Source organism: Dyadobacter sp. Leaf189 (genome assembly GCF_001424405.1).
Taxonomy (GTDB): Bacteria; Bacteroidota; Bacteroidia; order Cytophagales; family Spirosomataceae; genus Dyadobacter.
Genome location: NZ_LMPS01000004.1, coordinates 813,011 through 827,574, shown reverse-complemented (window position 1 = coordinate 827,574; position 14,564 = coordinate 813,011). Strand labels below are relative to the sequence as shown.

Annotated in this window: 10 protein-coding genes; 2 read left to right on the top strand and 8 right to left on the bottom strand. The window is 47.1% G+C overall.

Translation table 11 applies throughout. The features are described from left to right. Positions 1-99: 99 nt before the first annotated feature. From ASG33_RS12780 to ASG33_RS12770, 3 genes are all read right to left on the bottom strand, one after another. Positions 100-2,880, bottom strand: a complete 2,781-nt coding sequence (locus tag ASG33_RS12780) for a DNA gyrase/topoisomerase IV subunit A (protein WP_056285386.1) — start codon at positions 2,878-2,880, stop codon at positions 100-102. Between the two features lie 156 nt (positions 2,881-3,036). Continuing rightward, complete coding sequence (locus ASG33_RS12775) at positions 3,037-3,693, bottom strand: CoA pyrophosphatase (RefSeq protein ID WP_056285383.1); 657 nt, start codon at positions 3,691-3,693, stop codon at positions 3,037-3,039. Positions 3,694-3,809: 116 nt separating this feature from the next. Next, positions 3,810-5,384, bottom strand: coding sequence for an NAD(P)/FAD-dependent oxidoreductase (locus tag ASG33_RS12770; protein WP_056285379.1), 1,575 nt, complete (start codon positions 5,382-5,384; stop codon positions 3,810-3,812). Between the two features lie 139 nt (positions 5,385-5,523). Between ASG33_RS12770 and ASG33_RS12765 the strand changes: the two genes are divergently transcribed. Next, a complete protein-coding gene (locus tag ASG33_RS12765) occupies positions 5,524-6,447 on the top strand; it encodes a sugar phosphate isomerase/epimerase (RefSeq protein ID WP_056285377.1) in 924 nt (307 codons plus the stop codon). A gap of 22 nt (positions 6,448-6,469) precedes the next feature. Here the strand turns inward: ASG33_RS12765 and ASG33_RS26285 are convergent, their stop codons facing one another. From ASG33_RS26285 to ASG33_RS12740, 5 genes are all read right to left on the bottom strand, one after another. After that, positions 6,470-7,297: an acyltransferase gene (locus ASG33_RS26285; RefSeq protein ID WP_082489202.1), complete on the bottom strand. Its 828-nt coding sequence runs from the start codon at positions 7,295-7,297 to the stop codon at positions 6,470-6,472. After that, positions 7,189-7,680 carry an acyltransferase gene (locus ASG33_RS26280; RefSeq protein WP_056285369.1) on the bottom strand — a complete coding sequence of 164 codons (492 nt, stop codon included), beginning with the start codon at positions 7,678-7,680 and terminating at the stop codon, positions 7,189-7,191. Before ASG33_RS26280 ends, ASG33_RS26285 begins: the two co-directional genes overlap by 109 nt. A 219-nt stretch (positions 7,681-7,899) precedes the next feature. Next, positions 7,900-8,826 carry a sterol desaturase family protein gene (locus ASG33_RS12750; RefSeq protein WP_056285366.1) on the bottom strand — a complete coding sequence of 309 codons (927 nt, stop codon included), beginning with the start codon at positions 8,824-8,826 and terminating at the stop codon, positions 7,900-7,902. A 155-nt stretch (positions 8,827-8,981) separates the two neighbouring features. Then, positions 8,982-10,472: a helix-turn-helix domain-containing protein gene (locus ASG33_RS12745; RefSeq protein ID WP_056285364.1), complete on the bottom strand. Its 1,491-nt coding sequence runs from the start codon at positions 10,470-10,472 to the stop codon at positions 8,982-8,984. 177 nt (positions 10,473-10,649) lie between these two features. After that, positions 10,650-11,321 carry a porin family protein gene (locus ASG33_RS12740; protein ID WP_056285361.1) on the bottom strand — a complete coding sequence of 224 codons (672 nt, stop codon included), beginning with the start codon at positions 11,319-11,321 and terminating at the stop codon, positions 10,650-10,652. 288 nt (positions 11,322-11,609) lie between these two features. Between ASG33_RS12740 and leuS the strand changes: the two genes are divergently transcribed. Continuing rightward, on the top strand, positions 11,610-14,495 hold the full coding sequence (gene leuS, locus ASG33_RS12735) for a leucine--tRNA ligase (protein ID WP_056286501.1): 2,886 nt from the start codon (positions 11,610-11,612) through the stop codon (positions 14,493-14,495). Positions 14,496-14,564 lie beyond the last annotated feature (69 nt).

Below are 14,564 nucleotides of genomic sequence, written 5' to 3'. Positions count from 1 at the left end.
CTGTTTCTTCCGGACTGTCGCAACGAGCTGTATTCTCTCTCCTTTACTGTACGCACGCGAAGGTGTTGTTCGTTGCCGCAACCGGCGCGTCAGCTTTATTTATTCAAACAAACCCAGTTGCTTCTTAGGGTCTGAGCCTTTTTTACCTGCTTTTTTCACTTTCGGGCTACTTTTCTCCTCTTGCTCAACCGGCGGCTCCTCCTGCACATTAGCTGTTTCTTCCTGCACTTCCGGCGTTTCTTCTTCTGATAGCGTAGTTAACTCAGCCTCACCTTCTGGCTGTTCGCTGGTTTCAGTTTCGTCAACCGAGGGTGCTTGTTCGTCTTCTGCATCTGGAATTACCTCCGGTTCTTCCTGCGGCTCCGGTTCGCTCACCGGCTCAGGCAGCGGCGACAGCCAGTGAATGTCCTTGAATTTGTCGTTTGGCAGCTTGGTGCCCATTGCGCGCCAGCCGCGTACTTCCACCATTTCTTCGATCAGATACTCAACACTGGTTTGCTCTTTCTGAGCGGTTTTGGGGTAAACGATTTCAAGTCTAGGGCGCTTGTCTGTACTTGCAAGCAGCAGCTTGCTATTTTTTGCGTCACTGATAAAGACGAATTTCTTGTCCAGTGAGGAAGTCTCAATGTTAAAACGTTTGATAAAATGCTGCTTTTGACCGCCATCAAAATAGATGGCAGTGACCGCCATTGAAGGATCAAATTTCTTGACAAGCAGTACTTCGTTTGGCACATAATGGTTTGTGAGGTCGAAGTTGGTCAGCTCGTAGGATCCGTCTTTATAAATCACGAGAATACTGTCCGACGGACCGAAGTTGCCCAGGTATTCGCCCCTTTCATCGCGGTTGAGGCGACCAATGGTTGGATCAAACCACATATCCACGCCGCCCAGCGTTGAGCGTCCTGCCTGCTTCATCACAATTTTCCTGACCGGATATTTGGTCAGGATATTTCCCATTGCACTCCGGTTTTTGATCAGTAACTCGGCAAAATTGAAGTCAAACTGCTTGACCTTCGCCTTGCTCTGGGCAGTCAGACTAACCGAGATGATCTCAGCCTCTCCATTGTCATTTGCAGTGAAGTAGGTGATCTTGGATTTGGGGGTACCCTGTGTGAGATCGTACTCGCGGTCACGCGTCACCGCCGTGATCTGGCAGCGTTTAATGTACGAAACCCCCGTTTTTCCGTCGAGATAAACCAGGTTGTATACCTTTCTCTCATCATTTTTCAGGAAAACAGCGCAATGGATAATGTCTTTTCCAACGAAAACCTTGTCCTGGATTTTTGTAACAAGGCATTTTCCGTCCGCTTTGAACACGATAATGTCGTCGATATCCGAACAATCCATTACGAATTCGTCTTTCTTCAATCCGTATCCGATAAAACCCTCGGCGCGGTTGACGTAAAGCTTCTGGTTATTGGCCGCAACTACATTGGCCGAGATCTGGTTGAATGCGCGTATTTCAGTTTTGCGGCCTCTTCCTTTTCCGTATTTTTTCAAAAGATCCCGGAAATAGTCGATCGCAAAGCGGGTAATGTTTGCGAGATTATCTTCCGTTTCTGCCAGATCTTCTTCCCACTTCCGCATCAGCTCGTCGGCTTTGAAACCGTCGTATTTGGAAATCCGCTTGATCCGGATTTCGGTTAATGCGACCACATCGTCGTCGGTAATCTCGCGGTAAAATTGCGGTTTAAATGGTTCAAGTCCCCTGTCAATCGTCCTGATCACATCTTCAAAGGTTTCGCATTCCTCTATATCGCGGTAAATGCGGTTTTCGATGAAGATTTTTTCCAGCGATCCGTACAGTATTTTTTCAAGAAGCGCGAGCCGCTTTATTTCCAGCTCACGTTGAAGCAGGTGGACAGTTTGTTGGGTATTGTATTTTAAAATTTCGGTAACACCAACAAAATGTGGCTTGTCTGCGATGATGATACATGCATTGGGAGAAATGGACACTTCACACTCGGTAAAAGCGTACAATGCATCCATTGTAATATCCGGCGACACGCCCGGCGCGAGGTGCACCTGTATTTCTACGTCAGCAGCCGTGTTATCCACCACTTTTTTGATCTTGATCTTCCCGCCGTCATTCGCCTTTACGATCGAATCGATCAGTGAAGTAGTTGTGGTACCGAAAGGAATGTCGCGGATCACGAGCATTTTTTTGTCTTCCTCTTCAATCCTGGCCCGCACGCGCACTTTCCCGCCGCGGTGCCCGTCATTGTAATTGGACACGTCGATCTGTCCGCCGGTCAGGAAGTCGGGGAATATCGTTACTTCTTTTCCCTGCAAAACAGCAATGGAAGCTTCGATCAGCTCACAGAAGTTATGCGGGAGTATTTTGGTTGAAAGCCCTACTGCAATTCCCTCCACGCCAAGAGAAAGCAGCAATGGGAATTTGACAGGAAGTGTTACCGGCTCTCTTTTCCGACCGTCATAAGACAGCTGCCATTCAGTCGTTTCATCATTAAAGACGATTTCTTTGGCAAACCTGGAAAGCCTTACTTCAATGTATCGTGCAGCAGCGGCACTATCGCCGGTACGTATATCGCCCCAGTTTCCCTGGGTATCAAAAAGCAATTCTTTCTGGCCAATGTTAACGATCGCATCGTAGATCGACGCGTCACCGTGCGGGTGGTACTGCATGGAGGAGCCCACCACATTTGCCACTTTATTAAAGCGCCCGTCGTCCATTTCATTGAGCGCATGCATAATGCGTCGCTGAACGGGTTTTAAACCGTCTTCAACCGCAGGTACGGCACGCTCAAGAATTACATAAGAGGCATAATCCAGAAACCAGTTTTCATACAAACCCGAAATGGGCAACTTATCATGCAATCCGCTATCTTCTACGTCAGGCGTAGCTCCGTTTTCGTCCATAAATGAAGGAGGAACCAGGTTTTAACTATCAGTACTGTAAGGTTTAAATCAAGCGACTTCGTTGAAGGACCGTGCTGCCGCCGGTGAGCGGAACAGGACGAAGATTACCGTAAAATGGGCTTGAATTAAGTGCTAATATAGCAAATAAAGCGATAACTATCCGTTTGCAGGGCCGGGTTCCTGCGCATTCAGCACAGTAAGCAGCTCGCTGATCATCATCGCAGTAGCACCCCAGATTTTGTACCCCTGTACCATATAGTGCGGGGCATGTACCTGTTCTCCACGTACTTGAATATCACTGGATCCGATGATGTTGACATCTGAGATTTCTTCCAGCCTGATCTCGAATATATCCTCTACTTCGCGGGGGTCGGGATAGAAGTCGGGGCGGTAAGGCATAGCGGCGATCACCGGTAAAACGTAGAAGTTACTGGCGGGGATGAAGAGCTCCGTCAGGATACCGAGTATCCGCACATCATTAAGCCGCAAGCCGATTTCTTCCTGGGCTTCCCGCAATGCAGTCCGCACGAGGTCTTTATCGGCAAGCTCATAGCGGCCTCCCGGGAAAGCAACCTGTCCTGAGTGTACGCCGTCGTATGCGGGGCGGAGGATGAGGGGGAAGAAAATCTCGTTTTTGTGGGGATAAAACAGAATGAGGACGGCGCTTTTGCGGGTACGAGCATTCGGTTTAAATGTGAGGCGCAACCTGGAAGAGGCTTGCATAACCTGGTGAGCCGTTTCGCCGGGAAGCGGGTATTTAAGTTTTTGGGTTAACTGTTCAGTAAATAACGAAAACGATTCCAGTGCGGCCATCGGGGCAAATTGGTGTCAAAGTAAATTAGGCTCTCTTAACTAGATCTTGGCATAGTGTAATTCTCTGTTATGTGAGGGTATTTCACAAATATAGCAATTATCAATCTCGGACATTTTTACTGTAATCGCAACTTTGCAAGCTGCTCTGCGCAACGTTCGCCGTCCATTGCAGCTGACATTATCCCGCCAGCATAACCCGCGCCTTCACCGCACGGAAACAGCCCCTTTATTTCGGGGTGTTCGCAGCTTTCCCGCTCTCTCGGAATGCGGACCGGTGAGGAAGTCCGGCTTTCCACGCCGATCAGCTGGGCATCTGGTGACAAGTAACCCCGCATTTTCCTTCCAAAATCCTCTAACGCTTCTTTGAGCGGAAATGCGATGTTTTCAGGTAATATATCATATAAATCAACCGATTGCAAACCCGGCTGATAGGAAGTCTCACGCAGTTGAGACGAGATTCTTTGCCTTACAAAATCGGTTGCAAGCTGGGCCGGGGCAGTTTGCGTAGCACCTGCCAGCGCGCAGGCGCGCTGCTCCATTTCAATCTGGTACTGCAATCCCGCCAGCGGGCCGTACGATTTGAATGGGGCAAGATCGGCTTCTTCTACGGAGACAACCATGCCTGAATTGGCGAATGGAGAATCCCGCTTCGAAGGCGACATGCCATTTACAACCACTTCGCCTGTGGCAGTTGCGGCGGGTACGATAAAGCCTCCCGGACACATACAAAATGAGAACGCACCGCGCTGTACGCCCTTATAATGCGTTTGCGTAACCAGGCTGTACGAAGCCGCAGGCAGGTAAGGCCCGCGGTCGGTCGCGCAGTGGTACTGGATTTTGTCGATCGTATTCTGGGGATGCTCAATGCGCACGCCCATTGCGAAAGATTTACTTTCGATCAGGATGTTTTTGACGTGAAGCAGATTGTAAATATCACGCGCGGAGTGGCCGGTTGCCAGGATTACGCCGATTCCGGTATGTTCGGTATAGTCGTCGGTGATGACCCCCTTTAATTCCCCCTGCGACACAATGAAGTCCGTCACTTTGGTATTAAAGTGTATTTCTCCACCCGCTTTCAAAATGCTCTCGCGCATTTCCGAAACTACCACCGGCAATTTATTGGTGCCGATATGCGGATGTGTATCGACCAGTATCTGCTCGTTTGCTCCATGCTGAACGAATATCTCTAGAATGCGACGTATATCGCCCCGCTTGTTGGAGCGGGTGTACAGTTTTCCATCCGAGTAAGTCCCCGCGCCGCCTTCACCGAAACAATAATTGGATTCGGGATTAACAATATGTTCTTTATTGATCACTGCCAGATCGCGCCGGCGTGCCCGTACATCTTTACCCCGCTCAAAAATGACCGGCTTGATACCCAGCTCTATCAGGCGCAATGCAGCAAACATACCCGCCGGACCACAGCCCACGATAAGTGCCTGGGGGCGGGAGGATACGTTTTTATATTCAAAATGAGTCGTGATCAGTGATGTAGGCAGTTCATTTACATAAACCTCAACCTGTACATTTACCTTCACCTGCCTGCTGCGGGCATCGATTGACTGGCGTGTTTTGCGGATAACAGGCGCATCAGTATCATGCAGCCTGAGTTTTCTTGATATATGGAGACGAAGCTGTTCTTCGTCCAGCGCCACTTCCGGCGCAAGCGTTAATTGAAGAGTCTGGTGCATTGGAAAGGGATTTATCCTTTAATGGTACAAAGTTAAAAATTTCTTTAACTGAACCGTTCGAAAACGTAGATCTGAATGCCGGGTAGCTATGCAATGTCAGCTACTTTGATAGCTAAATCAGCTTCAACCAGATACCAAGATGGATACGAACCGGCGTCAGTTTATAGCATCGTTAACAGGCATTCCTGTCGCAATTGCCTCCATCCCTGCATTTGCCGGGAAGCAGGAAGCGGTGAAGTTCCCTTTATCGTGCAACCAGTATTCATGGATTACATTTTACGCAAGAGAAGGAAAAGACTGGTCAGCTAATCTTGACGCTTCTCTCGCCGACTTCGCCTCCACCGGATTAAAAGCTTACGAGCCTGCGCTCAACAATGCAGACGAGGTAGCCAGGCTGCTGCCGCTTTTACGAAAATACAAGTTGGAGATGCCGTCGGTCTATGTAAATACTTCATTACACGAGGCCAAAGAAGCCGGAACCTCCATTGAATCGGTGCTGGCAATAGCGGGTGCATTGAAGCCTGCCGGGACTAAAATCGTGGTTACCAACCCGAACCCGATCAAGTGGGGGAGTAATGAGAATAAATCAGACGAGCAGCTGGCAGAACAAGCGCGGAACCTGAACAAGCTCGGCACCGAACTCAGGAAAAAGGGAATGAGACTCGCTTACCACACGCACGATGTGGAACTACGTGCAGCAGCACGCGAATTTCACCACATGTTGCTGGCAACCGATCCTGAAAACGTGTCGCTTTGTCTGGATGTTCATTGGGTATACCGGGGCTCGGGTAATTCGCAGGTTGCATTGTTCGATGTGGTCAAATTGTACGGGAAGCGCATTGTGGAGCTGCACATCAGGCAATCTAAGAATGGGATCTGGCAGGAGACTTTCGGTGAAGGTGATATTGATTATCCACGCCTGGTTCGAGAATTAGACGCGCAAGGTATCAAGCCGCATCTGGTACTGGAACAATGCCTTGAAAAAACATCTCCCAAAACCATGAATGCAGCCGAAGCGCATAAAGTGGATATGGTTGAGGCAAAGAAGGTATTTGGTATATAGGAACGCCATTTACCTGCTGGATTTATTCTATCAACGACGGTGCCGTTGACCTCTTTTTATCAACTATCTTATCTACTATGCTCCGTCCCAGCTTGATAAAGGGTTTTTCAATGAACAGGTAAATCAAGTAGCAAACTGTGAAGCAAATGATAAGAGTTAATGCCAGGGCGACGAGTGCAATCGTAAGCTTGGATATAGATTGATTATTAAAAAAGTTTATGGTGAACTGTAAAATATATCCAATAAGCAACGTGTGAATGAGGTAAAGCGAATAGGAGATATCCGCTCCATATCCTGCCAGTTTCCCAGACATAAGAGATCTGGCAGAAGAAAAGATCCTCAGCATGAATGGTGGAATAAATGGTTCCAGTTTGTCTAAGAACAGTAATAGCAGGAAGACTCCAAGGACAAGATTAGTAAGGAATGCTTGAAACGAAAATAATATGATGATGGCGATAACCAGATAAGCGGGACTGATCTTGTTCAATCTTACCCCGGCTGACAACATCCCAAACAAGAATAAGGGCATGGTGTAAGTGAGTATAGAGGGTAGCTTGAACTTAGGAAGAGAAAAATATGTGGTGAGAAAGTCGAAGACCTTTGGAGAAAGAACCGCCAGGAAGGTACAAAGCAATAAAAAGAGGACTAGTTTTTTCTGATGTAAAGATTTGTAAGCAAAAGTAAAAAGGAAGATAAAAGGAAATAGAAAATAGAATTGCATTTCCAGGGAAAGGCTCCAAGTTACACCCAGGATACTGTCATGGAAACTAGGAAAAAGGCCGTGGACAAGTAAGATGTGTGAATGAAATCTGGTATACTCGGTTGAGCCACTGATCTGACAAAACCCCACTGAGACACATTACTTCCTGTGAAAAATATTAAATTCTCTTCATTCACCTTCGCGTTTTTAGTGAAACTGATAAAAGCTATTGTGAGCAATAAAATGTAAACTGGATAAAGTCTAAAAAGCCTTCTTAGCCAGAACTTTAAAAAAGTGGATTTACGATTAACTGGTTCTTTGTGTTCGCGACTCATATAATTATAGGTCATCAAAAAACCTGTAATTGCCATAAATCCATAAACAGCTATAATAGGACGATTGAAGCCCTCAAGTAATCGGGGAAGCGGAATGAACATGACACCACCAACAAGTGTATAGAAATGTGCAAGTACCACCCATAATGATAATATAAACCTAAATCCATCCAGGAATTGAACTCGGTTTACTTGCATGGCAGCTGTATTTTTAAGAAAGATCTTGTATTCATTTGATCCTTATAATGTGTATTGATACAGAGAACCTGCAAGTAAGCGTTTATTTCCCGCAGAAAATCAACGCACCTATTCTGTACTTTGATGTAGTTATTTAAAGGTAGGTGGGGAGTCGCCACGAGTGGAAAATCTCTGGCTCTGAGTAGTGAATTGCCGGTCGCACAAGCAATGCCACCACATTTAAATAGTTTTGCCTGGTTCCAGATCCCGTACTTTCCTTTGCAACTCTTTACTCGTCTCCCGCGACCCATTGTGCGACCAGCCGGGGGATTTTAGCAGGTACTTCAATTTTACCGGCAGTCCGACGGGCAGCATTAAATCATTCCCTATTTCTTTCCATTCGTGAAAGAGGGTTTCAGTAATGTTCTCTTTTGCGGCAGGTTTGGTCAACCCGTACCTTGGCGGCACTTCGGGTATTTCCTCCTGAAATGTACCGAAAATGTGATCCCAGATGATCAGGCACATGCCCATGTTTTTATCCAGATACTGAATGTTGCTAGCGTGGTGCACGCGGTGGTGAGAAGGCGTTACGAGGATATATTCCAGCCAGCCCAGCTTTTTTACGTACTCTGTATGAACAATGATCCCGTAAATCTGCGTCAGTGAATACATCACGATGATATCTGCCGGATCAAAGCCGAAAATGGCGAGCGGCACAAAATAGATAAAGCGATAGAGCGGCTGGAAAACCGAAGACCTGAAACCGGTAGTCAGGTTGAAATGCTCGGAAGAATGGTGGGTTACATGTACCGCCCAAAAAAGCCTGCAATGGTGATCTACGTAATGTAAAGTGTAAAAAGCGAGGTCTTCAAGAAGGAAAAGCGAAATCCAGTACAGATAGGGATTTTCAATGCCCGGAAACAATGCGCGGTTGAAAAACCACATCAATACACCCACATATACCGCCCTGAAAAGCAGGTCAATGCCGCCGTTGAGGAGCATCAGGATTGCATTTGTGAGGCTATCTTTAAAAGTGTAAGCAGGCCGGGAAGGTTGGTCGTGCCGGGAATGCCGGTATGTGAGAAAAATCTCTAAGCCAATTAAAAGCAGATAGAACGGAGTGGAGACCTTTAACAGAAAATCCTCAAAGTCATAAGTGCCCGGCATAGCATTGTGTCCAAATGATTACAAATATAGTTTACCAGTGACTTGTAGATTTTGCCTTCCCGTTTTTTAAGAAATTTTTAATCTGATTACAAGTTTCCTCTTAATCAGACATTTCAAATGGTAAAATCCCCTATGTGAAGCTGCAAGTACAAGCTTTAAGGTATTATCTTTTTCAAAGCTTTCCGCAATGCTTCGTTTTTATGCTTTTTCTGCAGAATGATCGGGGCAGCGATACGCTCGCGGCAATCGAAGAGCGAGCATCTTTCGCACGTTTGATTTACTTCCCGTGAAGGTAGGTTCGGGTCGTCGAGGAAGGCCAGCTTTTCGCGTGTTTGCGCGTCGAGGTAAATGCCCATTGAAACACTTACATTCAGGTTCGGCGTGGGCGACATGGGCTGCGCGAAGCTGATCACCAGGTACTCGTCCTGCGTATCGACATAGGTGGATTTCTGCGCCTTGCAGAGTACCCGGGGCGGTTCCTTACTCCTGATGTTATCAGCCAGATCATTCAGGATCGTCAATGCAACCCACCGCCGGCAGTAATGCTCGTCGCGAACTGTGTGCGGATAGTGTTTTCTGGAAATATGCATTTCCTTCGTCATATCGAACACGTTCTGACCCACGAAATTATTGAAACGCGAAAAGAAGATCTGGTTAATGCCAAAGTATCTCGGCAGTACATTGCTCAGCCGGTAGCAAAATGATTCGGGAGTGGTGTTGAAATCCTGTATCAGCTGGATCAACTGTTCGGGCTGCCAGGTTTTTTGCTCAAAAAAGCGGGTAATCGCGGGTACAAGCAAACTCCGCTTGATAATAATCGCGCTGGCAAAATAGGAGGCTTTGAAGTTGTTCAGCAGCTGTTCGAAAGATTCCGCTTCGACCAATGCAGTGGTGTGCAGCCTGTTTTTTAGTCCGAGTGTGAGGTACCCGATTTCACGACCGTAAATAAACGCGCGCTGGACGGAAGATAAATGCACATTCATCAGCAAACGGTTACCGAGTGGGTTCGTGATTGTCAGCGAGCGAACAGTAGAAAATTCAGGATTAACGCGTTCGTTGATCGTTTCAATGGTGTAATTGAAGCGGGTGATCAGTATGTCGGCGAGGTCTTTTTCACTTAGTAGTTTTTCAGGCGCCACGTTATAAGCTTCCAGGAAACGCTCTGCTTCCGTCTCGATATCTTCAAAATAATTGTCGTGCATTTCCTGATAGGTCCGCAATGCAGAGAAATAGAATTTCTCGATCGACATATTATAATTACGCGCGATTTCGATCAGCGTACCTACGAAGGCACTGATCTTCATGGGCGCGTCGGAGAGGATTTCAAGCAGATTCGCCGGGTCAATCCCGAAAAGTTCGAGCGGGAGCTCGGTCAGTATGTTGGAGCTGAGCAGGTCGGAGATCGGTTCCAGCCTTTTGCTCAGTTTGAGGGAGACCAGCGTATCGTAGTCTACATCAATAGCGCGTGCAAGTGCCAGGATCTTATCCGACTTCGGATATTTTTTTCCTTTCTCAATCTCATTGATGTAAGAAATGGAAAGTCCCGATTTTGATGATAGCTCACTGAGCGACATGCCTTTATCGAGCCGCAGCTGTTTCAGCTTCAATCCAAAAACCAACCTGACATTATCTGTGTTTATCGCCACTATTTTGGATAGAAAAGGCCCGAATCAAAAAGGGTTTCGCGTTCAGGCAATTTAATTAAAGAAATACAAAAGTAGAAATCCCGGACTTCGCATTGCATTCACATCGCATTTTGTATAAATAAAAACGGGATCCATCGTTGACAGATCCCGTTTTGAGTGACTTGGATTTTGCGTTTTTTACAAGATAGAGAAGCCCAGTGTAGCCTGGAACAAATTCCCTTTTTTGCCAAACTGCGACGCAGTAGTGCTGTTGTTGAAATTGACGTTCACTACTTCGGTGAAGTTTCCTTCGTAACGAACATCAAGGCTCAGGCGACCGAAGTCAAAGCCTACACCAGCCTGGTAACCGTAAGCAAGGCGGTTTTTGAATTCCGCTTCTGAGTTGCTGCCGGTAACATCGTCAAAAGAATCACCCAGCTTTCCGTTGCTGTTCAATCTTAATGAAGCCATCGGACCCACATTGATCCTGAAAAAACGGGCAATACGCACACCGAAAAGAACCGGTACATCCAGGTTAGAAAAACGTACATCTACTTTTCCGTCAGAATTCTGAACACCGTCTTCGTATACATTAAATCTTCCACCTTTTTGAGACAAAAGGAATTCCGGCTGGATATATACATTTTTACCAAACCGGAAAAATACACCACCTACAAAGCCGAGAGAGCGGTTGTCATTATCTTTAAAATTAAATGCGTTTCCACCTGAATTCAGTGACAAATCATTGCTTCCATTGATATTCGACAGATTAGCTCCTGCCTTAATCCCGAACCGGAAAGCCGGGTCGTATTGAGCCGATGCGGAATAGCTTATGCAGAGTGCACACAGCACAATAAACATGTTTTTCATTGTATTTGTAGTTTTTGGTTTTTAATGATGAACACTGTTTTTCTGTAAAAACCTGTGCCGGGTTTTCAAGCATGGATCTTCGCTTTTATTGGGCAGCAGATTCCCCAGACGCCAGCTGAGGCGGCTCTTTTTAGCAGGTTAATGCAGGATTTAGCAAAGTGAATACAAGCAAAAAGCCTATTTTTGCGGTTTGATCAGAAATCAGTTAACATAAGTCACCTTCCTTTAAGGAAAACATTCCCTGCGCTGAATGTATCGAAGCCCCGGAATGCATTTAAATCAATCATTATGAGTGAATATAGCCATAGGGAAATAGAACAGAAGTGGCAGCAATACTGGCAGGCCAATGAAACCTACAAGGTTTCAAATAACGCAGAGCAGCCCAAGTTTTATGTGCTGGATATGTTTCCGTATCCATCGGGAGCTGGTCTGCACGTGGGACACCCGCTGGGGTATATCGCTTCTGATATCTACTCGCGCTACAAGCGGCTGAAAGGCTTTAACGTGCTGCATCCGATGGGATTTGACAGCTTCGGCTTGCCCGCGGAACAATATGCGATCCAGACGGGCCAGCATCCTGCAATTACTACCGAACAAAACATTGCCCGGTACATTGAGCAGCTGAGAAACCTGGGACTAAGCTACGACTGGAGCCGCGAAGTGCGTACTTCTGATCCGTCCTATTATAAATGGACACAATGGATCTTCCGCGAACTTTTTAACAGCTGGTACAACAACGATACGGATCAAGCCGAATCGATCGATACTTTGACGGAGCAGTTTAGCCAGTCAGGTAACAGCAGCGTCAATGCACCTTGTGACGAAGATACCCCTTCATTTACCGCAGCAGAATGGAATGCTTGGTCGGAAGAGGAGCAATATAAAATGACATTGAAATACAGACTGACCTACGTGGCCGACGCTACCGTTAACTGGTGTGCGGGATTAGGTTCTGTATTGTCGAATGATGAAGTAAAAGACGGGGTTTCCGAAAGAGGCGGATTCCCGGTAGTACAGAAATCAATGCGCCAATGGATGATGCGCATTACTGCATACTCGCAGCGCTTGCTCGACGGTCTGGATACCGTAGAATGGACAGATTCACTGAAAGAGCAGCAACGCAACTGGATCGGAAGGTCGGTAGGTGCGTTGGTCAGGTTTGAACTGTTTGATAAAGGGAATAAAGGGAGGATGGAGGAAAGGGAAGATGGAGTAGGGACAAATCCTTCGTCCCCTTCTTCCCTTTCCTCCCCTTCCTCCTTCATAGAAGTCTTCACCACAAGAGTCGACACTATTTACGGGGTTACTTTTATGGTGATTGCGCCGGAGCATGAGCTGGTGGACCAGATTACGACTCCGGAGCAGCGGGCTGATATCGATGCTTACATTGCGATGACGCAGAAGAAGTCGGAGCGGGACAGAATGTCGGATGTGAAAACGGTCTCTGGTGCATTTACCGGTGCTTACGTGATCAATCCGTTCAGCGGCGAAAAGGTGCCTGTTTACATTGCTGATTATGTTTTGGCAGGTTACGGAACCGGCGCAGTAATGGCGGTACCTTCCGGTGACCAGCGTGACTGGAACTTTGCAAAGCATTTTGATCTGCCCATTGTGCCAATCCTGGACGCTCAGAAAGACATTGAAACACAGGCGGACAATACCAAAGAAGGTAGATATATCAACTCTGGGATCATCAACGGGCTTACATTCCATGAAGCAAATAAAGTGTTGATCCAGTGGCTGGAAGAAAAAGGCTTAGGTAAAGGAAAGATCAATTACAGATTGCGCGATGCGGTTTTCAGCCGCCAGCGCTACTGGGGGGAACCCGTGCCCGTTTTTTACAAAAACAGCAGTGACGGAACGCCATTACCTTACCTGATGGACGAGAGTGAGCTTCCATTGAATTTGCCGGATGTAGATAAATACCTGCCTACCGAGTCGGGCGAGCCGCCGCTCGGTCGCGCGCAGGACTGGATGCACGGATCGGGTAATGCGTATGAGCTGAGCACAATGCCGGGCTGGGCGGGTAGCAGCTGGTATTGGTACCGGTATATGGACCCTAAGAACGAATCTGCATTTGCTTCCAGGGAGGCGATCGATTACTGGCAGAATGTGGATTTGTACGTGGGCGGAACCGAGCACGCGACCGGCCACTTATTGTATAGCCGCTTTTGGAATAAATTCCTGAAAGACAAAGGTTATGTGCCCCAGGAAGAGCCATTTAAGAAGCTGATCAACCAGGGAATGATCCAGGGACGCAGCAATTTTGTGTACCGGGTAAAAAGTGATGATTATAAGAACCCGACTTTTGTCAGCGCGGGCTTGAAGGACCAATATGAAGTATCTGCTTTGCATGTGGATGTAAATATCGTGCAGAGTGACGTGCTGGATATTGAAAGGTTCAAAGCGACGCGGGCAGATATCGGCGCTGAAAATGCTGTTTTCATCCTGGAAGACGGCAAATATGTGTGCGGCGTGGAAGTGGAGAAAATGTCCAAATCCAAATTCAATGTCGTTAACCCCGATGATATTGTAGATAAATACGGAGCGGATACTTTGCGGCTTTACGAAATGTTCCTCGGGCCGCTTGACCAGGCCAAACCTTGGAATACGAATGGAATTGACGGTACTTACCGATTTATCAGGAAGTTGTGGAGGCTGTTTTACAATGACAATGGACAGTTCCTTGTGAAAGATATTCCGGCGAAACCGGAAGAGTTGAAGATCCTTCACAAAACGATCAAGAAGATTGAAGAGGATATTGAAAACTTCTCATTCAACACCGGCGTAAGTGCATTTATGGTTTGCGTAAATGAACTAAGCAGTCTGAAATGTCAGAGTAAAGCCGTTTTGCAGGAGCTGATTGTGCTGATTTCCCCCTATGCCCCGCACATTGCCGAGGAGCTTTGGGCTGCATTGGGCAACGAGGCCGGAGGTGTTTCAAAGGGAGCTTTCCCGAAATGGGAGCAGCAGCACGTGACAGACGCCGTATTTGAATACCCGGTACAAATCAATGGGAAAGTGAGGATATCACTCCCATTCCCGCTCGACACGCCAAGCGCGGAGGTGGAGCAGGAAGTATTGGCGAATGAAACGGTGCAGAAATGGATGGAAGGAAAACCAGCCAAGAAAGTGATCGTGGTGCCGAAGCGTATCGTGAACGTGGTAACCTAGGTTTCGATAATTGATAAAAGCAGAAGCCCGGCACAACCTAGATTGTACCGGGCTTCTGCTTTTTGCTAC